This window comes from Stenotrophomonas sp. A3_2, from assembly GCF_036624925.1.
Classification (GTDB): Bacteria; Pseudomonadota; Gammaproteobacteria; order Xanthomonadales; family Xanthomonadaceae; genus Stenotrophomonas; species Stenotrophomonas hibiscicola.
In genome coordinates this window covers 1-22,325 of the sequence record NZ_JAZKVY010000362.1, presented here as the reverse complement: position 1 = coordinate 22,325, position 22,325 = coordinate 1, and the positions used below count along the sequence as shown (strand labels likewise).

The following is a 22,325-nucleotide window of genomic DNA, read 5'->3' as shown; positions in this document are numbered from 1 at the left end:
ATGCGTGAGGAAAGGCTCACGGCAGGCTACGGCGCCCCACGTATAGTGACGGGCGTCACAAGAAGCCCCTTCCATGCTCCACGCATTTGCCTACTCCAGCCACATGTCGGCTGGGCTTTCCGATGAAATCCTCCGGCAGATCGTCTCCTGCTCTGCCACGTTCAACCGTCGCGTGGACGTTACCGGAGCGCTGCTCGTCGACGGTCAGCGGTTTTTCCAGTACGTCGAAGGTCCTCCCGACGGGCTGGAGGCGGTCAAGCGCCGCATCCATGACAGTCGCTCGCATGCTGCCGTCGTGCCGGTACTGGACATGGCCATCAGCGCGCGTGCTGTTCCCTATTGGGCCATGACCCGCATCGACACCGGGCAGATCATGGTGTCCGGCCTGGTCAATGCGCGATGGGACGAATTTGGCCATGCCGTTCCGGGCATGGATCAGCTCGTCGGCCTGCTGCGTCCGCACTTTCCGCGCATCGGCCCGCTCGGTATCCACCATACGCCCGCCGGATCCAGCTGAACCGCCGCCTTGCGCGCGTAGTCCCACGCGGCCGCGTACTCCCTGCGCACGTCATCATTCAAGCCGCGTTACCCATCGTTCCTGCCAGATCCACAGCATGCCTGTACCCGCTCAACCTTCAACGCAAACACGTGCCTCGCCCGCCGAGTTGTTCGAGGTCGTCGTCCTTCGTGCAGGCACGGCCCTGTTCGCGATCGACGTCCAGGCTGCCGTGGAAATACGCGGCCCCGAGACCTTCGGCCCCGCAGATCATCAGGGCCGGCGGACCCTGGAGGTACGGGGGCAGGCGTTGCCGGTAGCCGACCTGCGCAGGCTCAGCGGTCAACCGGCATTCGGTGGCGGCAGCCCTGCCGTGCTCTTGATCAACGCCGGTAGCGCAACCCTGGCGCTGGCGGTGGATGAAGTGCTGGAGATCGAGACGCCGGACGCAACGCCAGACGTATCCGCGCCTGCCGAGGGTCGGGTGTTCAACTTCTGCAGCCGGCATGTTCGGGTGGATTCCACACGTTCGGCTGCACTTATCGAACCGCAGTCGTTGCTGGCTGAAATGGCGGTGCGGGACTGAGGTGCCTCTGCTCAAGGGCGCCTGCGAACCGGTTGAGACCGCATGCGCCAGCACTGCGCGGCAAAGGCCAGCACAAACACCGCAGCCAATCCCAGCAGCGTGTGCAGCACCACCGGCGCCATCGGCGCCGCAGCAATCGGATGCGCTGCCGGCAACCGTGTCAGCGTTTCATTCACGCCCGGCACCAGCGACAGCAGGAAGCTGAAAGACAGCGCAAATGTCGACACGTAAGGTGCGGCGCCACCCAGCCAGCGCAGCCGGGCCGCCAGCACGCCGCCGAACGCCACCAGCAGCACGATCACTCCGAATGCGTGGCCCGGGTTGATCCCGCCCGTACTGGAGACGGTGAACGACGTTGCCACCGACAGCACCAGCCCGAGCAGGTACAGCTTGCCGGAGCGTGTCGCGGGGTCGATCGCGCGATGGCGAATGAAGGCATACAGGCCGGCGAACACCGGTACAAGGCTGACGGCCGTGTGGATCACGCCCAGCGTGGACAGAGAGTGCGACATGGAACATCTCCAAGGGTTGATTGAACCTACTAGTAGGTAGACTTCTGAATCAAAGAAAAGGCCTACGTTGCCGCAGGCCCAGCACACATCAATCAGGCAGCCGCGCTCACCCGCGCGATGGCCAGCCGTGCCAGCGCAGCAAACGTCGCCGCATCGCCGAAACCGCGCGCGGCCAGCATCGCGCCATGCACCGATGACATGAACGCCTTGGCCTCATCGGCCACCGAACCCTGCAGGCGCAGTTGACCCAGCGCCGCGCCCTTTTCCAACGTGAGCGCCAACCAGCCACTCAAATCATCGAAATGCCCGCGTACTTCTTCGGCAATCTCCGCAGGGATCATCGGCGCCTCTGCCGCCAGCATCGCGCAGATGCAGAACGAAGACGTGCCACCGGCAATACAGCTCGACCAGTAGTCCACATAGGCGTTGAGCTCCCGCAGCGGGTCGTCCAGCTGCCGGTCCAGCAGCGCCAGGCCTTCGCGCGCCTCGGCCCGGTACAGTTCAACCACCGTGCGCACCAGGTCCGCCTTGCTGGGGAAGTGGTGATGGATGCTGGCCTTGCTGATGTTCACCCGCGCGGACACGTCGGCGTAGCTGAAGCCGTTGTAGCCACCGGCCTCCAGCAGCGAGCGGGCATGGGCCAGGATCTCCTGGGCCTTGGGCGAGAGCGACTCTTTCATGCCGTCAACCTACTAGTAGGTTGACGCCCTGTCAACTATCCGCGGCCGGGTGGGCAGCATCTGGTAGTGCCGGGGGCGGGGCGGCCCCACCACCCCCCCCCCCCCCCCCCCCGCGGCCGCCCCCCCCCCCCCCCCCACTACCGCATCCGGGCGTTCGTGACCGGTTTTGACATGCAGGTATTTACCTGCATATAGTCCACTCAAGGGCGGCACCTGCCGGCCCATGCGAGGAACCTGCAATGGTGGATATCGCACACCGGGTCGGCATCAAGGCCCCCGCAAGCCAGGTGTATCAAGCACTGGCCACCCCTGAAGGCGTCGCCGCCTGGTGGGCCGAAGACGCCCATGGCGACTACAACGTCGGCGGCACGGTAAAGGTCCGTTTCACCAATAACGGCCAGGAAATCGGCGCCATGGAAATGCTGCTGGAACAGCTCATTCCCGGCGAGCTGGTGCTCTGGAAGTTCCTGGCCGGCCCCGCCGAATGGATCGGCACGCATGCACGCTTCGCACTGAAACAGGAAGGCGACTACTGCATCGTGCTGTTCACCCACGAAGGCTGGAAGGAACGCGTCGAGTTCACCTCCCACTGCAGCACCAAGTGGGCGGTGTTCCTGATGAGCCTCAAAGCCCTGCTTGAAACCGGCAAGGGCCAGCCCAACCCGCACGACGTCAGGATCGACAACTGGAACTGAAGACGCCCCGCATGAATGCAGACAAGGTGTTCAAGGCCTTGGCCGACCCCACACGCAGGACGCTGCTGGACCTGCTCTGCGAAGACAACGGCCAGACCCTCGGTCAGCTGTGCGAGCACTTGGACATGGCCCGGCAATCGGTCACCCAGCACCTGGGCCTGCTGGAAGACGCCAACCTGATCAGCACCGTGCGCCGTGGCCGCGAGAAGCTGCACTTCATCAACCCGGTGCCACTGCATGAAGTCTATGAGCGCTGGGTACGCAAGTTCGAGCAGCAGCGCCTGAGCCTGCTGCATGACCTGAAACGCGAACTGGAAGGAGAATGACGATGTCCGCAGAGTCCACCCGCTTCATCCACGTGATCTACATCGCCTCCACGCCACAGAAGGTGTTCGAGGCCATCACCCGCCCCGAGATCGCCCGCCGTTACTGGGGCCACGAGAACATCTCGGACTGGAAGCCCGGCTCGCGCTGGCAGCATGTGCGCGCCAACGAAACGCGCTCGGTCGAGCTGGTCGGCGAGGTGGTGGAAAGTACCCCGCCCTCGCGGCTGGTCATCACCTGGGCCGCCACCTCGCAGGCCGACAACCCGGACGCCTACAGCCGGGTGACCTTCGACATCGTGCCCTACCAGGACATGGTGCGGCTGACCGTTACCCACGAGGAGCTGGAACCCGGCAGTGGCATGGATACCGGCATCCGCCAGGGCTGGCCGATCGTGCTGTCCAGCCTGAAGTCGCTGCTGGAGACGGGCAAGGGGCTGGATGTGTTTGCTAAGCCGAGTTGAGCGAGCAAAAACGTTCCTTCCGTTGGTGGTCCGCCCGCCACGCCTACTGATGCGCGTTGTCCACAACGCGTTTGACACCTAACTGATCGAGAGTTCTATCCAATCCTCGGCTGTAGTCAACCACGTTCTTCTGGTACGCCCCCATCAGATCCGACATTTCCTCTCTATACTTACGATTATCTTCAAGATGATCAATTAACTCAGCTTGCAGATTCCTTCCGCTTTCCTTGTCGAAGACCATCGTGCTTATCGTGGCGCGCCGTATGGAGTACTCGATCGCACCCGCATGATCCTTGAAGCTATAGCTTTCGGCATCGGCCGCCAGCACATTTGACCCAGCCGGCCTACTGAGATCAACCAGCTTCTTTGCTGCACCAGTCCCAAAGTACCGCTCAATCTTAAAGTAGTGTGCAATCAACTTCTGATTCCATTGGCGGTTGAACTCCATGTAATTCAGCCAAGGACCGTCTTTCACTTCCTCCCATCCCTTTCCGTCCGTCGCCCATTGCAGCTGCTTCAAGGCCAAGTAGCCTTCATTGAGGAGAACTACCGTTTCCTGGAAGGTAAGCTGGGCGCCTTCGGCGAACCTTTCAGCTTCGCTCTTCTCTGATATGTACGATTGCAGCATCAGACCGCCCCCTAGAGTCAGGACAGAGCTGAGTACGGAAGAGACAACTGCAACAATTATGCTGGACCTTAGCGATACGTCGGACATCCTTGACTCCTGAAGCGGTGATTCTGTGCGGATCAATCGCTTACGCGATTGCCTATGATATCGACTGACCAGCGCCGGCTGAACGCCGCCCCCCGCCCAGCTTCGCCGAACCCGGTTCCGACCGTGCTCCGACGCCGCCCGCCACAGCATCGCCCACAGACATCCTTGGCGACGTTCGATGCGCGCTTCAGACGCAGATTCCCTGCACAGCAAAGTGGCGGCGGTCACCCTCGGCTTCTGGGTGATGAAGATCGCCGCCACCACGCTCGGCGAGACCGCCGGCGACCTGCTGTCGATGACACTCAACCTGGGCTACGTGGCCAGCTCGGCCATCCTGCTGGCGATCTTCGCCGGCCTGCTTGCTCTGCAGCTGTCGGCACGGCGCTTCCACCCGGTACTGTTCTGGTCGGTAGCGCTGGCCACCAGCACCGCCGGCACCACCCTGTCGGACCTGATCAACCGCACGCTCGGCCTGGGCTATGACACCGGCGCCAGCCTGCTGACCGGTTGCCTGGCACTGGTGTTGCTGGCCTCGCGGTTATCGGAAAAGTCGATCTCGGTCAGCAACATCGCATCGCGCCGCGCTGAAGGCTTCTACTGGACCGCCGTGCTGCTCTCCAACACGCTCGGCACCGCGCTGGGTGATTTCCTGGCCGACGATTCCGGGCTGGGCTTCACCGGCGGCGCACTGCTGATCGGCAGCCTCATCGCGCTCACCGCATTGGCCAGCCGCATCAAGGGCATCAACCGGGTCATCCTGTTCTGGATCGCCTTCATGCTCACCCGCCCGTTCGGCGCCACCTTCGGCGACCTGCTCACCAAGCCGCTGGAGAAGGGTGGCCTGGGCTTCGGTACGGTCGGCTCGTCGCTGGTGCTGTTCACCCTCCTCGCCACACTGGTGGCACTGCCGATGCTGCAGCGTAAGGCGCAGCCGGCCAGCTAGCGCGCCGTCCAGCCCCCATCCACCGGCAGCGCCGTGCCGGTAATCTGCGCTGCCGCGTCCGAGGCCAGGAACACCACCATCTCGCCCAGCTGCTCGGGCGTCACGAACTGCAACGAGGGCTGCTTCTCAGCCAGCAGCGCACGCGCAGCGGTCTCCTGATCCGTGCCTTCGCGCTCGGCCAATGCGGTGATCTGCTGCTCGACCAGCGCCGTTCGCACCCAGCCTGGGCAGATCGCGTTTGCGGTGATGCCGGTGCCCGCATTCTCAAGCGCGGTCACCTTGGTGAACCCCACCACGCCATGCTTGGCCGCCACGTAGGCCGACTTGTTCACCGAGCCCACCAGGCCGTGCACCGACGCAATGTTGATGATGCGGCCGGCGCCCTGCTGCTTCATGTGCGGCAACGCCGCCGCCGTGGCATGGAATACGGCCGACAGGTTCAGCGCCAGGATTGCATCCCACTTCTCGACCGGGAACTCCTCGATCGACGCGGTGTGCTGGATGCCCGCGTTGTTCACCAGGATGTCGATGCGGCCCATCTTCGCCACGGCGTGGTCGATCAGTCCGCGCACTGCCTCGCCACGGGAAAGGTCAGCGCCGTCATGCGCCACGCGCACGCCGAACTCGGTTTCCAGTTGGGAACGGATGCGTTCGATTTCCGCCGCATCGCCGAAGCCATTCAGCACGATGTCCGCGCCCTGCCGTGCCAGCGCCGTGGCGATGCCAAGACCGATACCGCTGGTGGAGCCGGTGACCACCGCAACCTTTCCACTGAACATGGGCGAGCTTCCATCAAGTACAGGCAACCAGTTTAGCCCCGCAGATCCACGCCACATGTGACTGCCGCGACTCCAGTAGATCCACGCCACGCGTGGATGCTCTCCCTCAACGTAGCCTCAACTCGATGATCCCAAGGACGGAGGCCGCTCGGGCACTCCGCCTGATGTCGCAAATGATATTGGACCCGCCAGGGAATATGCGGATACTCTTGAATCCGCATGGGTCTGCCGAAAGGGTGATAGTCATGGCTTTTGCTTCCCCTCCTGTCCCGGCGAACCTCCGGGAAATGCTTAAGGACTATCCGGAGCTTATCGAGAGGCTGCGGGAAGCGCTCATTTCCGTCAACACCAGAAGCACGGGGTCTTTACCGCCGTTTGAGGATGCAGTGTGGAAGCTCGAGGATTGTCTCGACAGCTTTATCAATGACGCCCAGGCTGAGCTGACGGCAGCTAAGGCATCAGGTGATGCTGAATTGATTTCAGCGACCGACGGCAAATTCAAGCTGATGTTCCGAGCGCGATCCGGCAATGGCGGAATGAAAGGTCTCCATGAACTTCGCGATTATTTCAAGGAATCGGAGAAGCGGCGCTAGTTGGAGCCGCATCTGCAATTGAGCCCCGCAAGTCATTTCGCCCGCATCTCTGATGTCATCCTTCCGGAAAGCCGTTTGGACCAAATTACAAGCCAGCTGATGCCTCATGCCTTCATTCTTGCGGAGTAGACATGACCAAGGTGAAGGAGAATTGATCCGTACCGTCGAATTTGAGATTCCCGAGCCAGCATGCTGAACGTCAGCGATCTGGCGGGCTACTTCTTGGCCAAAGACCGAGGCACGTGAATAGTCTTGTGGTGGCCGGCCAGCGCTGAAACGCCGACTGCCAGGAGAGAAAGTAGTCCCAAGAGCGGCATGAATGGGGCCAGCGCCAGGATCACCCCAAGACGGAGGTTCCAGCTGGCCAGCCGGGAGACGATAGCCGACCTGCCGTGGGCAGCATTGAACTTGCCACTGCAAGTGCAGATACTCGTGAGAACGCATCAAATCGCCAGATAGGTGAAAGCCATGCCTCAGCCCCTTCCCCCGGTACCGGCAAAGCTCCTTGAATTGCTCAAGGACTATCCGGATCATATCCAGCAACTGCAGAAGGCTCTCAATTCGATAAAGAATAGAAGAATCAAGTCCACCCCACCCTTCGAGGCCGCAGTCTGGGAGTTGGAGGACTGTCTTAGCGCCTTCAAGATTGAAGCGCGCGCTGAAATTGACGCCGCTGTGGCATCAGGCGATCCGCAAGCGATCGAACGAGCCAAAGAAAAGGAACGAGTGATGTCATTTGCCAGGTCCAGCAACATTGGCCTAGCGAATCTCAGCGAGCTGCGTGCCCACTTTGACGCCAGTATGGAGTAAAGCTAATGGCCTCCAAGGATGGTCAGTTGCCGGCAGACGTGCATCAGCGGGTTCTTCGGGAAACGATCATTCCCGAGAGTGGCTTGAGTCACCACACCTCACAGACAACACCAAAGGCCATCCTCCTCGCAGGGCAACCAGGCGCAGGAAAGGGCACGCTGAAGGACATCAGCAGAGCGGAACTTGGCGGGAATGTAGTTGTCGTGGATCCCGACGAACTACGCGACGCGTATCCAGACGTAGAGCGACTGTATGAGCGGTACCCGTACACTTGGGCCGGGCACACCCACGAGGACGCCAGTCACTGGGCGAAAGAACTGCGTGCGGGAGCAGTCAAGGGTCGTAGGAACCTCATCCTCGACACGACGCTAGGCAATGGTGATAGTGCGATCACGCTGATCAAGGATCTTCAGGCCAAAGGCTACGAAGTGGAGATTCGAGGCGTCGTCGCGCATCGGCTGGAAAGCGAACTTGGCGTGGATGCACGCTTTTCCAACTCTCTGGACAACTATGGCTTCGGCCGCTACGTCCCGGAAGACGTGCGCAAACACGTTTACGATGCCCTACCCGGAAATCTGGACAAGGTTCAGGCCGAGACAGGCATCCAAATTCGACTCTACGGACGCAAAGGCGCTCAGGTCTACGACAGCCATAGCGATACCCGCCTACCCGGCACAGCCCTGGAAGCGGAACGCGAAGCTCGGCTGAATGACCCGCGAATCACCCAGACACTGCGCGATGACTGGCGCGCACAAGGCCGCTGGCACGCCGAGCTTGGGGATACCCTGCCCCACAACACAAAGGTCAGCCCACCAACAGCGGCAGCCGTTCTCGATGAGCGCGCAACGCTCAAGGTTGTTGAAGGCATTACGCCCAACATCCAGGAAGCACGCGGCATCGACCACACCATCCGCGTGCGCCCAAACATGGTGCGGGGCGCCGTCATCGGTGGCGCCACAGCCACGGTCGTTGAAGCCGCCACGGAAGGAACAAGGATTGCCGACCTATACGCGCGCGACAACCGGACGGGCGCAGAAGCCGCGCTGTTGGACTTCGGAGCACGCAGCGTCGGCGGTTGGACCGGCGCGGCAGTGGGCGCCAAGGTCGGTACGCTGCTGGGCATCGAGTCCGGCCCCGGCGCCATTGTTACCGGCATCATCGGTGGCGGGTTAGGCGCCTGGGGTGGCAGTGAGATCGTCGATTGGATCGAGAAGTACCAGATCAACAATCAGGCCGACAGCACCGGTAGGGTCTGGACGTTTGACCCGGCGCATCCCGAGAATGGCTGGACACACAGCGAGCGGGAGATCGTAGGCACCGTCGGTACCCTGGCCGATCGCCCGATCTACGGCGCGACCACGCTGCTCACGGCCGACGCCGAATTGACCCAGCAACTGAACTACCAGGCCTCAAGCCGGGCCGTCGGGCTGCGGCTGTCCGAGCCTGATCAACCGATCAATCCCTTCAGCATTGCCGGCGACGCCAGCGATACACCCAGCGCCCTTCCGCGCTCCTGGGAGCGCAACCCGGAGACCGGCGAATGGCGGCGCGAGGTCGTCCATCAGGTCCTCGAGCACGGCATCAAAAACACCACGGTCGAAGTAGCCGACGCCACCAAGGCTGCCCAGCTTGATGAAGCTGCACAGGGCATCATGGCCTTCAATGCCGCCCGCAGCTCGGCGGCCTTTGCCAAGCAGTATGAGGAGGCCTACACCGCACAGGGCTGGTCCCAGTACGGAGCTATTCCTGATGAAGTGATCTGGGCCCGTGAGCATCCCGATCACGTACTCGCCTCCGACGGACGCACCTATCAGCATCAGGGCGATGGTGAGTGGCTGCATGACGGTTGGATCTACGATTCGCTGGCCGAGGGCAACATCCGCGACGAGTTGAACAGTACCTACCCGCAGATCCGGGCCATCCAACAGATGGAGGCGCCCGTACCCAGCGCCCACGAACGCAGTATCGAGGCATTGACCGCCAACGAGCGCGATGCCCGCGACCAGGCCATGCAGGAAGCCAATCGACTTGGCGTCGCTGCACCGCAGGTGCAGCAGGTGGCCGCCGCTGCTGTGGCTGAGGTTCGCGGCGAGCACGCCGAAGAACGCCTGACGCCACAAGCCGTGATCGATACGCGCACCGTTGAGCATGCTGCACTGGCGCCCAGCACATCACCCTTGTTACAGGAGCATCGCGCTCCTACGCCTGCAGTGCCGACGCCATCGAATCCTGCGGAACCCGTGCGGGAACCGGCTCGCCGCGAAGTATCCCAACAGGAGCCGATCGCTGCCTCCGCAACGCAACCTGCGCGGGATGAGTCAAGCGAGCGACAAGCGCATGCCGAGGCAAACCCTCCTGCGCACACGATGCCGGCAGCTCCTGTGCCGTCACCCGGGATTCCCTCCGCTGAGCGATCTCCCGCGCAGCCAGAAGTGAGTGTGCTACCGACGCCGGATATCGGGTACCCGGCTCCCGCGCAGGAGCCCGTTGCAACTGACCCACACTCCCCGGCCCCGTCAATCCAGACCGAAGTGGCTGAAGCCGTGCCGGCTACTGCCCGCCTCCACGAAGCCGAAGCGAAGTCGGCGCCGATCCAGCCGGAGTCAGACGTTCCAGTCACCCTCGCAGCAGCCGAGCCAGCTACGCCCGCGCTGATGACAGACGCGGCGACCCAAGTCTCGCAGCACGAGCCTCCCTACACGCCACCACCCGTGGAGGCACCGGCGGCATCACCCTCAAGCGCAACGATCCAGGAACCCGAAGCGCCGCCCGCGCCCCTGCTGCCTACCAAGCCCGAGCATCCCGATCATGCGCTCTACCAACAGGTGCGCGAAGGCGTAGCGGCGCTGGACGCCAAACACGGTCGCACCTTCGACGAAGCCAGCGAGCGCATGACCGCCAGCCTGCTGGTACTGGCCAAGGACAACGACCTGGACCGCGTCGACCACGTACTGCTGAGCAACGCCACCGCAGACAAACCGGCCGGTCACACCCTGTTCGTGGTCCAAGGCGAGCCCAGCGATCCCGGCCACCAGCGCGCAGCGATGCCGACCGAACTGGCTGCGCAGACCACGGTTGAAGAATCCATGCAGCAGTTCGACGCCGTCAGCCGCGAAGCGCAGCAGCGCGCCATCGCCAACCAGCTTGAGCAGCAGCTGGAAGATCAGCGCGTGCAGCAGGATATCCAGATCCGCGCCGCCAGCATGGGCTGAGTGGGTGAAACACGTTCGAAATAATTCACAACAACCCGCTCTCCTGGCCCCTCTGTTTGCCAATCGGTGCCACTGCTATCGCCGCACAATCAAAAGAACGGACCGGCCCGATCAACGGTCGCCAGCGGATTGGCCTTCCGCACCGCCTCCAGAAAGAGCAGGAAGTCGCGGTTGAACAGCGACAGGTTGTTGGTGAACGTCACGCACTTTCTACCCGATGCTCTGCTGAAGCACACCTGCCAGACATAGCGCGAATAGATGACGTCGGACGTTCGTGTGACTGAGGTGATCTGCGAGAGCGGAACCGCCGTGGGCACCGGCCCACGCCGCAGGTAAAAGGACGCCGCATCAAAGAAGTAGTGCTCGCGATCCTCTTTGCCATCCACCATCACCAAGGTCATGGATGTTCCGGAGATCCGGCGCGGGGCATGCAAATGCAGCCCCGATTTCACGGACGAGCGAGCAGTTGCTGACATTCGCCGAAGGGTGAACCAGAGGATCACCAACGGAAGTGCCGCGAGGACAATGAAGCCTACTGTCTTCAAAACAGTTTCCAGCGTGCTGGGCATACAGATCTCCAGGATGAACGTTCAGGCGATGCCCAAGTAGATCCACGCCATGCGTGAATGCTCTCCCTCAGCGCCCCATCACTTCCAATGATCCGGCCCCAAAAACGGTAGGCTCAACACAAACACCGGAACCGCCACAGGGATCAACGCCGCGCCCAGCACTTTGCCAGCCGCCGACCCCACACCCGGCTTGTCCTCCCTCTCCGGCAGGATCCGCTGCGCCCGCGCATTGATCGGCTGTGCCAGCTTCCCCTTCTCCGCCAGTGCCGCAGCCTCCGGCAACTGCACCTGCTCGCCGTCGCCCTCGAACAGCGCGCTGTAATAGCTGCCGCCCTTCCGTGAAAGATTGCAGGCGCGATCAAACGCCAGCGCGTAGCGGGTCCGGTCCATCGGCAGGTAGTAGCGCGCCCGCTCCTCCACGGCCCTGGCCTCACGCGGGGGGACCTCAATCCGCTCCAGCTTGAACTGCGCGGCCTGTTCCGCCGTCACCTGCTCCGGCCGCAGCAGCAGCGCATAGCTGCCGTGCACCTTGGCCTTGTTGGCCGGGTCGCGCCAGTCTTCATGGAAGTACATCTGCGCGCAGGCCACCGCCTCGCGCAGCGGGCTGTCCATCAGCGCACGGTACTCGCGAAACGGCGCGGCATTGAAGCGCATCGGCTCGTCATAGCGCGGCAACAGGTACAGCTGGCCGTCGTCGGCCACGAATGCGCCGGTGATTTCGCGGCTTGAGGCGTGCTCCTCCGGGCCACTGGCACAGCCGGACAGCAAGCCAAGGCACAAGGCGGAGAGAATGAAAAAAGACGTTCGCATGTCGTGTTCTAGAGCTTCCGTGGAAAACCGGCCCCGCCCAGAAGGATGAGGCCAGTCCGCCATGGTGCCACGGCACCGCACGCGATGCAGAGCCCCGCCTTACTTCAACCGCTCCACCAATCGCTGCCCCACCTCCAGCGCCGAAGCCGGGTTCTGCCCGGTAATCAGCTCGCGGTCCACCACCACATGCCCCGTCCACGGCGTGGTATTGCTGCTGAACTTCGCACCCGCCCGCTGCAACGCGGTCTGCGGGTAGAACTTCATCTCACCGCCGCCCAGCAGCGGCTTGGCCTGCTCTTCTTCCTGATTGCTGATCACCGTCATCTGGTAGCCGCTGTAGATCCACTTCGGCGTGCCCGGCATCGCGCCCGCCTCCAGCTTTGCCACGAAACCCGCAGCATCCGGCAGCGTGGACAGCAGCGCGATCGGCCCGTGGCAGACCAGCGCGGTAGTCTTGTTGCGCTGGTGGAAGTCGGCCAGCAACCGGCCCAGCGCCGGGCTCTTCAGCAGGTCCTGCATCGGCGCGTGGCCACCGGGAATGTAGACCGCATCGAACCGCGCATAGCCCTGCTGCTCGACGCGCGCCAGGCTGACCACCGGCGAGGCCGTCGGCGAGGTCAGCGCCAGCTTCTCCAGCAGCGCCTTGTGCAACGTCAGCTGCGCGGCATCGTTGCCGAAGTACGCCGGCGTCACCGAGGACGCATCCACCGTCGGCGCCCGCCCCTGCGGCGTGGCGAAGGTCACCTCGTGGCCCGCGTCCAGCAGCAGCTTGACCGGCTGCATCAACTCGTTGAGATAGAAGCCGGTGGACAGCACCTTGCCGTCCTTCAGGTCCAGGTGGTTTTCGTCGGACAGCACCACCAGCACGTTGGCGGCATGCGCGCCGCTGGCGGCCAGGGTCAGGGCCAGCGCTGCGGCCAGCCGGGTCATCAGGTTCATGGGGTAGCTCCTATCGGGGAATGGCGGGCACTTTATTTATCGCCCCAGCGGCGATAAATTGGTCCCATCGCAAAACATCTGTTCCCCGGAGAGCCAAATGAGCCGCAAGTTCGACTATCTGGGCGATGTGGAGGTGTTCCTGGCGGTGGTCGAGCACGGCTCGTTCACCGCCGGCGCGGTGGCGCTGTCCACCACGCCCTCGGTGCTGAGCCGGGCCGTCACCCGTCTGGAAGCGCGGCTGGGCCGGCAGCTGCTGCAGCGGACCACCCGCCGCGTGGGCCTGACCGACGCCGGGCGGCTCTATCTGGAACAGGTGCGCACCGCCTTCGGCCTGCTGGACGACGCCGAGCGCGACGTACTGGCCCAGGACGGTGCGCTGGCTGGCCGCGTACGCCTGAGCGTGCCCACCACCTATGGCCACTACCGGCTGCCGCCCGTGCTGGCGCGCTTTGCGCAGCAGTACCCGCAGGTGCAGGTGGAACTGAACATCACCAACCGCAACGTGGACCTGGTGGCCGAAGGCTTCGACCTGGCCATCCGCCTGGGCCAGCTGCCGGACAGCGGGCTGGTGGGGCGAAAGCTGGAAGACGCGCCGCTGCTGCTGGTGGCCGCGCCGGACTACCTGCAACGCCGCGGCACGCCGCAGACGCTGGACGATCTGCAGCAGCACCTGTGTCTGCCCTTCGTGATGCCGCGCACCGGGCGGCTGGCACCGTGGATCTTCCGCGACGGCGGGCGCGACGTGGACTGGCTGCCGCGATCGTCCATCGAGACCTCCGACGATGTGCTGGGCGTGGTTTCGCTGGCCGAACAGAGCATTGGTATCTGCCAGAGCTATGAGTTCATCGTGCGCGAGCGATTGCAGCGCGGGGAGCTGGTGGAAGTGCTGCCGCAACTGCGCGGGAGATCACGACCGTTCTCGGTGATCTATGCGCCGCATCGGCGGCAGTCGGCGGCGGCCCGGGCGATGATCGAGTTGCTGGTGGGGAATTCGGCTGAGGATCGCGCTGGTTGAAGCCGCAAGGCTCGCTGGCGGTGTCGGGTTTGAACCGATTTTCGGGATGTACGGCTGATCGCGTGCCGTTGTTTGGCGAGGCTGACTAAGTACTGTTGCAAAGCAAGCTGTCGCGCTATTCGCTTGTGGCATGGGCGATTGCGGCACTTTGATTCGCCATCAGCAGAGTATCTGCACGAATGCGTCTTTTGGCGTCGTGTGTTGCACGATTGGTGCGTGCAACAATAGTCCTTCGCTCTCGGATTCCGCGATTCCTTTGCGAATTTCTATTGGCATTCGAAGCGGCGGCGTAAACACCATGACGTGCCACCGACAACGGGTGGCTCCGGGTCTGCAAACCCGCGATGAGCAACGACTGTTGTTTACGCTTGCCCGTCGGCACCGTCCTTAACCGGTGCCGGCGGGCAATCCGTCGGCCTATCTGGCGGGCGGTGCGTGGGGGTCTTCGGACCCACCGGTCATTCGTTGCTTCGTCCCGGTTTGCAGCCACGCATCGTCCGCCACCTCTTCACGGTGGCGCTGTTAAGCACAGCCACGGAAGCCGACGCCATGAACGAATCCGACACCTTCTCTTCGTACACCGTTGTTGAGCCCATCAACGACGACACTCCCCTGCCCGACCTGAACTCCCTGCTCGGCATCCTCAAGCGCATGCGCGGCTGCGAGGGAGCCGATGGGCACCCGTGGCCAGAGACCGATGTATCACCCGGCCGTCGCGTGAGCCTGGCGAGGACTGAGCGTGCGCTGGTCGGGCTGCTGACGGTGCTGGAAGTGCTGCACGCGGCGGACCGCTGCCGTGTGGCAGCGGAGCCGGAGCGGCATTTGGATGAAGGGGTTGTGGATGGATTGTTTCTGGCTTGCCGGGGGTTGGCTGAGTGGGCTTGTCAGGAAATTCGGCCTAATCCCTAACAATCACAGAGATGTAAAGATGCACAGCTTAGGAAGTTCATCCATGCTGAACCAGATTACCGGAGCCAAGATCTGGGAATAAGCGCTTCACCACCACGGAATTCGGGGAGCAAGTGGACATACTCCATGCCCTCAAATGCCGCCTTCGGGACATGTTCGAACACTATCATCTGGAACTGCGCGGAGTATTCCCTATTCATCTTCTCAACGAAATCGCTGAGCAACTTGAATGCTATTGAAACTTTTTCACTATCACTATTATCCAATGCGATGCCATCCATACTACCTTCATCAGGATAATATGGCCGACTTGGCTGATCAATAATTAGACACCGCGGAACAAAGGGCGAATCATGACTAATTGCCACCTCATGAAGCGCAAGAAACTGCAAAAGATGCAAAAACATGTGATTCGAGCTACTCCCGACATTCTCAATCAGGCTTGACCTTGGCTTCCTTAGCCTAAGCCTTTTTTCCTTGTAGGAGAAATCCGTCTGATACCTTGAATAGTTCGCAAGTGCAGCACCCGTCTCAGCAAGGAAGTCCTGAGCTATTTCGTTGATCATCGAAACAACGGATGCCCTTGTTTCCTCAACGTCACGGACGTTGATCGAATCAATCTCGTTCTGCAGTTGATCAGCAGATGGCTGCAGATGAATCGAGGAGGCCTTTGGAGCCGAGTCAAATACACTAAGGCGCCCCTTCGTCTCTCCCACGAACAGCCATTTTTCACGTTCTGACTCGAATGATCTAGGCTCCTCCGGAAGCGCTTCTAGCTCACGACGGAGTTCCCCTTGCTCAACAGTCAGCGCATCGATAATCGCTCCAACCTGACCGTCGACGGGCTGTTTCCGGCTCGTGGACCTTCTTATCTCCGAAAGATCGAATTTCAAACTAGCCAGCAAACCATCGAATATTTCAGACTTGATTAACAATGGCGCATTCTTTATTAGATGATTAACCGGAAGCAAGCTATCCTCCGCCAAGCTCAGCGCCCGCTTGTATTCCTTATAATCAGCCGAGAACTGTCGCAGCTGTCGAAGTCTCTTATCGACGGAGAACAACTCGGCAGAGATCTCTGCGCGGCGACCTATCGCCTTTCCTGTATCAACCGAAGCAGCTCGTTCGATTGCATCTCGCACAGCCTCGCGCGAAACATCATTCGCGCTTGAATCGAATATTCCATACTCGGCAGCCCGTGAAGCGAGGGTGCGTATTTCACCATCGAAATCATCTTGGCCCGCGCGAAGCTGCGACTCTCTGCGCAAAGCCTTTGCAAGCTCTCTTCCAAGAATATCACGTCGTTCGCGCGCAGCCATATTCCCGAGATCGTCAATTCCCAGCGCCATATCAAATATACGAGGTAGCGCCTCCCGATAGCGATCCTCAGACTGCTTATCAAAAAACACCTTGCTATTAGTAATGATATCCTCAGATATTGTGTTGAACATCAAAAAATATCTAAAAGATACCTTAGAGCCCGCCCTTATCGCTCCGCCGCCAAATGGAAATACGACGCCCCCATCAATACCAAATTCGCTTTCAATTATCTTCCTGATGTCATCCTCACGTGCATTCTGCACAGGCGCATCAGGCAGTTCGCCGATTGAAGAGAAAAAGTACTCCGAGGACACCTTGTTACCCTCGGGACTTCTCCTGGCTATCGCGTACACCTTTTCATTTACATAGAAAACAATCCCGTACCAAGCAACGTTTTCATTTATTATACTATCCGGCAGCTTATGTGAGCTTGCCAAGAAACAGTAGTCAATTATATCCAGGAGAGCACTCTTACCGGTATGGCTCTCGCCAGATATTACATTAACCCTATTTCTCTTGAAATCAAGCGAGCGGCACTCGCCATTTTTTGACCATAGAACAATTTTATCGAAACCAAAGTTCACAGTTTCACCCTAAAATTTAGATACAGCTCTTCAGCTGATGAACCCAGAAGACTCGAAATGTGGCCCGACGCCTTCGCAATGCGAATTGCTCGATCACCAAATTCAGGACCAATTTTCAGGGGAAACACCAGCTTGATACCCCCATCAAATTCCACGTAGCCGGTCGCAACAAGCCATTGAATTGCATTAATTGATGTAACGAGGCTACTGAAGAATCTCTCATTGAAATTCGCAAATAAATCTGGGCGCACGGCGACGAGACCGGACACTTCACGGAATGCAACATTCGATCGCCCCAGGTAGCGAACGGTTGAATCGTGCATAACCAATGGCATGATAAGAAGCGTCTTTGCGATAGACAATTCTTGGGAATGGGCAAGCACGGAAAGGATTGACGATGCACATATCGCGGGGTTGTTGTAGGCAGACCCAATCATTCAGACACCTGCGCCCAGTCCCTGTGCCAACCAATCTTTCCGATATCGGAAAGATAATAAAGCTCGCCATTGCTCAGCTTGACGTCCAGCACACTCTCATTTATTGAGAAGCGCTCCCTCTTAAGCCGCCTAAGAATATCCATCCCACGATCGACGACGTCCTCTATGGACGTGCACTTTTCGAATGCCCCGTAGAATTCATTGTCCCAGCTTGCGTAGACCGCATCGTGGAAGCGGGCCACCTCCTCACCAACAAGATCTCCCGCCTGAACCCATCTTTCCAAATTGGTTGAAAGACGAATCTTTTGGCCAGTATATTCTATGGCCCGCTCCTTATCGGAAGCGCTTAGCGCGCCAACTTCAATTAGCCGAGCAACAAATACTTGGTTAAATACATCAGAGGGAACTACAGGCTCGAAGTTGTGCTGAACCAATTTCCCACTTCGGGCATCTTCGAATATTTTTCGGTACCTTGTAATGAATTCATCAAATGAGATTACGGAAAATCCGCCATTCTTTACCGCAATGAAGTTATCACTCCGCACCTGAGAATCAAGACGCTCGAATACTTGGTCAACCTTATTCTCGGCAATGATTTTTTCATGAATTGCCCTCTTAACCATTCCGATAATGTCATCAGCATCCAGCTCAAACCTAACGTTCGCAAAGAATCTTGATCGCACCCGAACATTAAGCGCCAGCACCGAGGATATATATTCGGCAATCTTCTCGTCCTTTGTTTTTTGGAGAAGTCGCCCGAGATGAGCATCTACATCATCAAAGTCGGAAGTCCTCTGGCACTCCACAAGCTTCTTTATGAAATCGTTTGTCTTGCTCACGGACTTATTGGAGACAAGATGAAATTCAGTTTTCGCAACGAAAGAGAGCTGCTCATCGACTTCTTTGCGCCCATCTGCCGCATCCGAAATCACCTTGGACCAGTTATGCATGGTTTTCCACAAGTCGCCGTCGAGTTCGGTGAGCGCTATTGGACCGCCACTGGAATTAGTCTGAATCGTATGTTTTAGCTGATAAAGAACATTAAAGTCCGCCGCCAACTCAGTATGGACATCGTCCTTTACTTCAAGACCAACGGACTGGCCTTTACCGAGATTGAGAATTCTGTATAGAAAGTAGTAGTGCTGATAGTCAAAACCGATGCTTGTATCTGCCGCACTAGTCTTTGCTGTAAAGGATCTTTCGTCCGTCATGCGCCCTTCCTTTGCACTGCGTTCCAAATTGACTCATTAGTCGCCTGTGGTCCAGGCCGCCAGATTTTTGACGGCTCGAGGCCCAGCAGGACGAAGCGTCAGTCCGGATCATACTGTGCTCAGTCCGACGCGGGAAACCTCATTTGGGAGCGATGTCATCGCATCACTCAAAGTTCCGCCATCAGCCATGCTTTACGGAACTTCGAACAGACTTCACGTTGCGGATAACACACACTCGCGAATCTTTTCCCCACTCTGCTCGCCAACGTAGAGGCCAGCGATCCCCTGCCATCCTAGGTGGGCACTCAAGGACGTCAACTGGAGACGACTGAGAACAGCAACTGGATTCAGAACAGAATTGAAGGTTCATTTACAAACAACGAGGGCGCCTCTCGGCGCCCTCGTTCTTCCAACTCATTCCCACTCAATAGTCGCCGGCGGCTTCCCCGAGATGTCATAAACCACCCTCGACACCCCCCGCAACTCATTGATGATCCGGTTGCTCACCGTACCCAGGAACTCATACGGCAGATGCGCCCAATGCGCCGTCATGAAATCAATCGTCTCCACGGCACGCAGCGCAATCACCCACTCATAAGCCCGCGCGTCGCCCACCACGCCCACCGACTTCACCGGCAGGAACACGGCAAACGCCTGGCTGGTCTTGTCGTACAGGTCCGCCTTGCGCAGCTCATCAATGAAGATGGCATCGGCCTTGGCCAGCAGTTCGGCGTATTCGCGCTTCACTTCGCCCAGAATGCGCACGCCCAGACCCGGGCCCGGGAACGGATGGCGGTAGACCATGGTGCGCGGCAGGCCGAGCTCGACGCCCAGGCGGCGCACTTCGTCCTTGAACAGCTCGCGCAGCGGCTCCACCAGGCCCAGCTTCATGTGCTCCGGCAGGCCGCCCACATTGTGGTGGCTCTTGATCACGTGCGCCTTGCCGGTCTTGCTGCCGGCCGACTCGATCACGTCCGGGTAGATGGTGCCCTGCGCCAGCCACTTGGCGTTCTTCAGCTTGCTGGACTCTTCGTCGAAGATCTCAACGAACAGGTTGCCGATGATCTTGCGCTTGGCTTCCGGGTCGCTCACGCCTTCCAGCGCGGCGAAGTAACGGTCGGCGGCGTTCACGCGCACCACCTTTACGCCCATGTGCTCGGCGAACATCGCCATCACCTGGTCGCCTTCCTGCCAACGCAGCAGGCCGGTATCCACGAACACGCAGGTCAGCTTGTCGCCGATGGCCTTGTGCAGCAGCGCCGCCACCACGGATGAATCAACGCCGCCGGACAGGCCCAGGATCACTTCGTCATCGCCCACTTGATCTCTTACGCGGGCGATCTGGTCGTCGATGATGTTGGCGGCGGTCCACAGGGTCTGGCAGCCGCACACGTCCACCACGAAGCGGCGCAGGAGCGCCTGGCCCTGCAGGGTGTGGGTCACTTCCGGGTGGAACTGCACGCCGTACCAGCGCTTTTCTTCGTTGGCCATGGCGGCCACCGGAATGCGGTCGGTGGTGGCGGTGATGGTGAAGCCCGGCGGCGCAACGGAGACGTGGTCGCCGTGGCTCATCCAGACATTCAGCTTCGGCTCGCCGCCGTGGTCGCTCAGGCCCTTGAACAGTGCATCCGGGTTGATCACGTTTACTTCGGCGTGGCCGAATTCGCGCTGATCCGCCGCTTCGGTGGCACCGCCCAGCTGCGCGGCCAGGGTCTGCATGCCGTAGCAGATGCCGAAGATCGGCAGGCCGCTGTCGAACACTTCCTGCGGCGCGGCGGGCGCACCCGGCAGCGTGGTCGACTCCGGTCCACCGGACAGGATGATGCCCTTGGCGCCGAACGCGGCGATCTCGGCCGGGTTGTGGTCCCACGCCCAGATTTCGCAGTAGACGCCCAGCTCGCGAATGCGGCGGGCAATCAGCTGCGTGTACTGCGCGCCGAAATCGAGGATGAGGATCTTGTCGTTATGGATGTTGGTCATGGCGCCCCGGCAATGCAGTAGGGAAAACGAAATCAGATTTACGGCGGCAGATGGAGAAAGAGGAACGGGAAGTGCTTCCCCGTTCCTCTTTGCTCGGCCCGCGTCAGGCGCGGTAGTTCGGCGGCTCTTTGGTGATGGTCACGTCGTGGACGTGGCTCTCACGCTGGCCGGCGCCGCTGATCTTCACGAACTTGGGCTTGCTGCGCATGTCTTCGATGGTGGCGCAGCCCACGTAGCCCATGGTGGCGCGCAGGCCGCCCATCAGCTGGTGGATGATGCCGCCCACCGGGCCGCGGTACGGCACGCGGCCTTCAATGCCTTCCGGCACCAGCTTGTCGGCGGTGGCGGCGTCCTGGAAGTAGCGGTCCTTCGACCCCTTCTCCATGGCAGCCAGCGAACCCATGCCGCGGTAGCTCTTGTACGAACGGCCCTGGTACAGCTCGGTCTCGCCCGGCGATTCCTCGGTACCGGCCAGCAGGCCGCCGACCATGATGGTCGAGGCGCCGGCGGCCAGCGCCTTGCCGATGTCGCCCGAGTAGCGGATGCCACCGTCGGCGATCAGCGGGATGCGGTCCTGCAGCGCTTCGGCCACCAGGTCAATCGCGGTGACCTGCGGCACGCCGACACCGGCGACGACGCGGGTGGTGCAGATCGAACCCGGGCCGATGCCCACCTTCACTGCGTCCGCGCCGCTGTCCAGCAGTGCCAGTGCGGCTTCGCCGGTGCAGATGTTGCCACCGATGACCTGCACGTTCGGGAAGTTCTTCTTGACCCAGCTGACGCGGTCCAGCACGCCCTGCGAGTGGCCGTGCGCGGTATCGACCACGATCACGTCCACGCCGGCGGCGACCAGCGCTTCCACGCGGCGATCGGTATCGCCACCCACGCCGACGGCAGCGCCGACCAGCAGGCGGGTCGACAGATCCTTGGCAGCGTTCGGGAAGTCGGTGTTCTTCTGGATGTCCTTGACCGTGATCAGGCCACGCAGTTCGAACGAATCATTGACCACCAGCACCTTTTCGATGCGGTTGCGGTGCAGCAGCTGCAGCACTTCGTCAGACGCGGCGCCTTCCTTGACCGTGATCAGGCGATCCTTCTTGGTCATGATGTGGCGGACCGGATCATCCAGCTCGGTCTCGAAGCGCATATCGCGGTGGGTCACGATGCCGGCCAGCTGGCCGTCGCTGCCCACCACCGGCACGCCGGAGATGTTGTGCGCCTGGGTCAGGGCCAGCACGTCGCGGATGGTGGTTTCCGGGCCGACGGTGATCGGGTCGCGGATGACACCGGCCTCGAACTTCTTGACCTTGGCCACTTCCGCGGCCTGCTGTTCCAGGCTGAGATTCTTGTGGATGATGCCCATGCCGCCGAGCTGGGCCATGGCGATGGCCAGGCGGGCTTCGGTGACGGTGTCCATCGCGGCGGACAGGATCGGAAGCTTCAGCTTCAGGTCTCGGGTCAACCGCGTTTCGAGGTTGACGTCCTTGGGCAGGATGGTCGAGTGGGCGGGGACGAGCGAGACGTCGTCGTAAGTGAGTGCTTCAGCCTGGATGCGCAGCATCGGCATACCCGAGATGTGGGGAAGCGCGACATTTTACCCCTTTTCAGGAGCCAAGAACAGCATTTTTGGTAGCCAGAATTGGAACTTCGCGCGACACAGTGTCGCACCCGCTCACCTGTAGAGCCGAGCCCATGCTCGGCTGCTTTCCGCCAGACCGCGATGAGCCGAGCATGGGCTCGGCT

At 60.7% G+C, this 22,325-nt stretch carries 23 protein-coding genes; 11 read left to right on the top strand and 12 right to left on the bottom strand.

Translation table 11 applies throughout. The features are described 5' to 3' along the window. The first annotated feature begins 73 nt into the window (after positions 1–73). Positions 74–517 (top strand): BLUF domain-containing protein, encoded by a 444-nt coding sequence (locus R5H29_RS21335; protein ID WP_171952094.1) that lies wholly within the window; start codon positions 74–76, stop codon positions 515–517. Positions 518–614: 97 nt separating this feature from the next. After that, the gene (locus R5H29_RS21330) at positions 615–1,082 is read left to right on the top strand and encodes a chemotaxis protein CheW (protein ID WP_171952095.1); all 468 of its coding nucleotides are present in this window, start codon (positions 615–617) and stop codon (positions 1,080–1,082) included. A gap of 11 nt (positions 1,083–1,093) precedes the next feature. On the opposite strand, the gene R5H29_RS21325 is transcribed toward R5H29_RS21330, so the two are convergent. Continuing rightward, complete coding sequence (locus tag R5H29_RS21325) at positions 1,094–1,594, bottom strand: hypothetical protein (RefSeq protein WP_164133596.1); 501 nt, start codon at positions 1,592–1,594, stop codon at positions 1,094–1,096. A gap of 92 nt (positions 1,595–1,686) precedes the next feature. Next, the gene (locus tag R5H29_RS21320; protein WP_111098751.1) at positions 1,687–2,274 is read right to left on the bottom strand and encodes a TetR/AcrR family transcriptional regulator; all 588 of its coding nucleotides are present in this window, start codon (positions 2,272–2,274) and stop codon (positions 1,687–1,689) included. A 239-nt stretch (positions 2,275–2,513) separates the two neighbouring features. Here R5H29_RS21320 and R5H29_RS21315 point away from each other — a divergent pair, with 239 nt between their 5' ends. The 3 genes from R5H29_RS21315 to R5H29_RS21305 are packed head-to-tail and all read left to right on the top strand — an operon-like array spanning position 2,514 to position 3,756. Beyond that, a complete protein-coding gene (locus tag R5H29_RS21315; RefSeq protein WP_164144332.1) occupies positions 2,514–2,969 on the top strand; it encodes an SRPBCC domain-containing protein in 456 nt (151 codons plus the stop codon). 11 nt (positions 2,970–2,980) lie between these two features. Further along, positions 2,981–3,295 (top strand): helix-turn-helix transcriptional regulator, encoded by a 315-nt coding sequence (locus R5H29_RS21310; protein ID WP_005416268.1) that lies wholly within the window; start codon positions 2,981–2,983, stop codon positions 3,293–3,295. A 2-nt stretch (positions 3,296–3,297) separates the two neighbouring features. Continuing rightward, positions 3,298–3,756, top strand: a complete 459-nt coding sequence (locus tag R5H29_RS21305; protein ID WP_180877269.1) for an SRPBCC family protein — start codon at positions 3,298–3,300, stop codon at positions 3,754–3,756. Between the two features lie 43 nt (positions 3,757–3,799). On the opposite strand, the gene R5H29_RS21300 is transcribed toward R5H29_RS21305, so the two are convergent. Further along, positions 3,800–4,471 carry a hypothetical protein gene (locus R5H29_RS21300; protein WP_227844644.1) on the bottom strand — a complete coding sequence of 224 codons (672 nt, stop codon included), beginning with the start codon at positions 4,469–4,471 and terminating at the stop codon, positions 3,800–3,802. A 178-nt stretch (positions 4,472–4,649) separates the two neighbouring features. Between R5H29_RS21300 and R5H29_RS21295 the strand changes: the two genes are divergently transcribed. After that, entirely contained in the window at positions 4,650–5,414 is a 765-nt protein-coding gene (locus R5H29_RS21295; RefSeq protein WP_227844645.1) for a hypothetical protein, read from the top strand. Here R5H29_RS21295 and R5H29_RS21290 read toward each other — a convergent pair. Beyond that, a complete protein-coding gene (locus R5H29_RS21290; protein WP_332329784.1) occupies positions 5,411–6,193 on the bottom strand; it encodes a 3-hydroxybutyrate dehydrogenase in 783 nt (260 codons plus the stop codon). The genes R5H29_RS21295 and R5H29_RS21290 overlap by 4 nt on opposite strands. Positions 6,194–6,438: 245 nt before the next feature. Here R5H29_RS21290 and R5H29_RS21285 point away from each other — a divergent pair, with 245 nt between their 5' ends. The 3 genes from R5H29_RS21285 (at position 6,439) to R5H29_RS21275 (ending at position 10,808) form a co-directional block, all read left to right on the top strand. Then, positions 6,439–6,786: a hypothetical protein gene (locus tag R5H29_RS21285; RefSeq protein ID WP_227852190.1), complete on the top strand. Its 348-nt coding sequence runs from the start codon at positions 6,439–6,441 to the stop codon at positions 6,784–6,786. Positions 6,787–7,254: 468 nt separating this feature from the next. After that, a complete protein-coding gene (locus R5H29_RS21280) occupies positions 7,255–7,596 on the top strand; it encodes a hypothetical protein (RefSeq protein WP_021202901.1) in 342 nt (113 codons plus the stop codon). Positions 7,597–7,601: 5 nt separating this feature from the next. Further along, positions 7,602–10,808 carry a zeta toxin family protein gene (locus R5H29_RS21275; RefSeq protein ID WP_332329783.1) on the top strand — a complete coding sequence of 1,069 codons (3,207 nt, stop codon included), beginning with the start codon at positions 7,602–7,604 and terminating at the stop codon, positions 10,806–10,808. 89 nt (positions 10,809–10,897) lie between these two features. Here the strand turns inward: R5H29_RS21275 and R5H29_RS21270 are convergent, their stop codons facing one another. From R5H29_RS21270 to R5H29_RS21260, 3 genes are all read right to left on the bottom strand, one after another. Continuing rightward, positions 10,898–11,377 (bottom strand): hypothetical protein, encoded by a 480-nt coding sequence (locus R5H29_RS21270; RefSeq protein ID WP_332329782.1) that lies wholly within the window; start codon positions 11,375–11,377, stop codon positions 10,898–10,900. A gap of 78 nt (positions 11,378–11,455) precedes the next feature. Next, positions 11,456–12,187: a hypothetical protein gene (locus R5H29_RS21265; RefSeq protein ID WP_332329822.1), complete on the bottom strand. Its 732-nt coding sequence runs from the start codon at positions 12,185–12,187 to the stop codon at positions 11,456–11,458. 99 nt (positions 12,188–12,286) lie between these two features. After that, positions 12,287–13,126 (bottom strand): type 1 glutamine amidotransferase domain-containing protein, encoded by an 840-nt coding sequence (locus tag R5H29_RS21260; RefSeq protein ID WP_180877276.1) that lies wholly within the window; start codon positions 13,124–13,126, stop codon positions 12,287–12,289. Between the two features lie 97 nt (positions 13,127–13,223). Between R5H29_RS21260 and R5H29_RS21255 the strand changes: the two genes are divergently transcribed. Next, a complete protein-coding gene (locus R5H29_RS21255; RefSeq protein ID WP_332329781.1) occupies positions 13,224–14,141 on the top strand; it encodes a LysR family transcriptional regulator in 918 nt (305 codons plus the stop codon). Between the two features lie 549 nt (positions 14,142–14,690). Continuing rightward, positions 14,691–15,050, top strand: coding sequence for a hypothetical protein (locus R5H29_RS21250; RefSeq protein WP_227844652.1), 360 nt, complete (start codon positions 14,691–14,693; stop codon positions 15,048–15,050). Between the two features lie 56 nt (positions 15,051–15,106). Here the strand turns inward: R5H29_RS21250 and R5H29_RS21245 are convergent, their stop codons facing one another. The 5 genes from R5H29_RS21245 to guaB all read right to left on the bottom strand — a co-directional run bounded on the left by R5H29_RS21245 (position 15,107) and on the right by guaB (position 22,143). Next, positions 15,107–16,954, bottom strand: coding sequence for a DUF3732 domain-containing protein (locus R5H29_RS21245; protein ID WP_227844653.1), 1,848 nt, complete (start codon positions 16,952–16,954; stop codon positions 15,107–15,109). Next, positions 16,951–17,391: a three component ABC system middle component gene (locus R5H29_RS21240; RefSeq protein ID WP_227844654.1), complete on the bottom strand. Its 441-nt coding sequence runs from the start codon at positions 17,389–17,391 to the stop codon at positions 16,951–16,953. Before R5H29_RS21240 ends, R5H29_RS21245 begins: the two co-directional genes overlap by 4 nt. After that, positions 17,388–18,602, bottom strand: coding sequence for an ABC-three component system protein (locus tag R5H29_RS21235; RefSeq protein WP_231336816.1), 1,215 nt, complete (start codon positions 18,600–18,602; stop codon positions 17,388–17,390). Before R5H29_RS21235 ends, R5H29_RS21240 begins: the two co-directional genes overlap by 4 nt. 414 nt (positions 18,603–19,016) lie before the next feature. After that, complete coding sequence (gene guaA / locus R5H29_RS21230) at positions 19,017–20,582, bottom strand: glutamine-hydrolyzing GMP synthase (RefSeq protein ID WP_332329780.1); 1,566 nt, start codon at positions 20,580–20,582, stop codon at positions 19,017–19,019. A gap of 103 nt (positions 20,583–20,685) precedes the next feature. Continuing rightward, positions 20,686–22,143: an IMP dehydrogenase gene (gene guaB, locus R5H29_RS21225; protein WP_005416248.1), complete on the bottom strand. Its 1,458-nt coding sequence runs from the start codon at positions 22,141–22,143 to the stop codon at positions 20,686–20,688. Positions 22,144–22,325 lie beyond the last annotated feature (182 nt).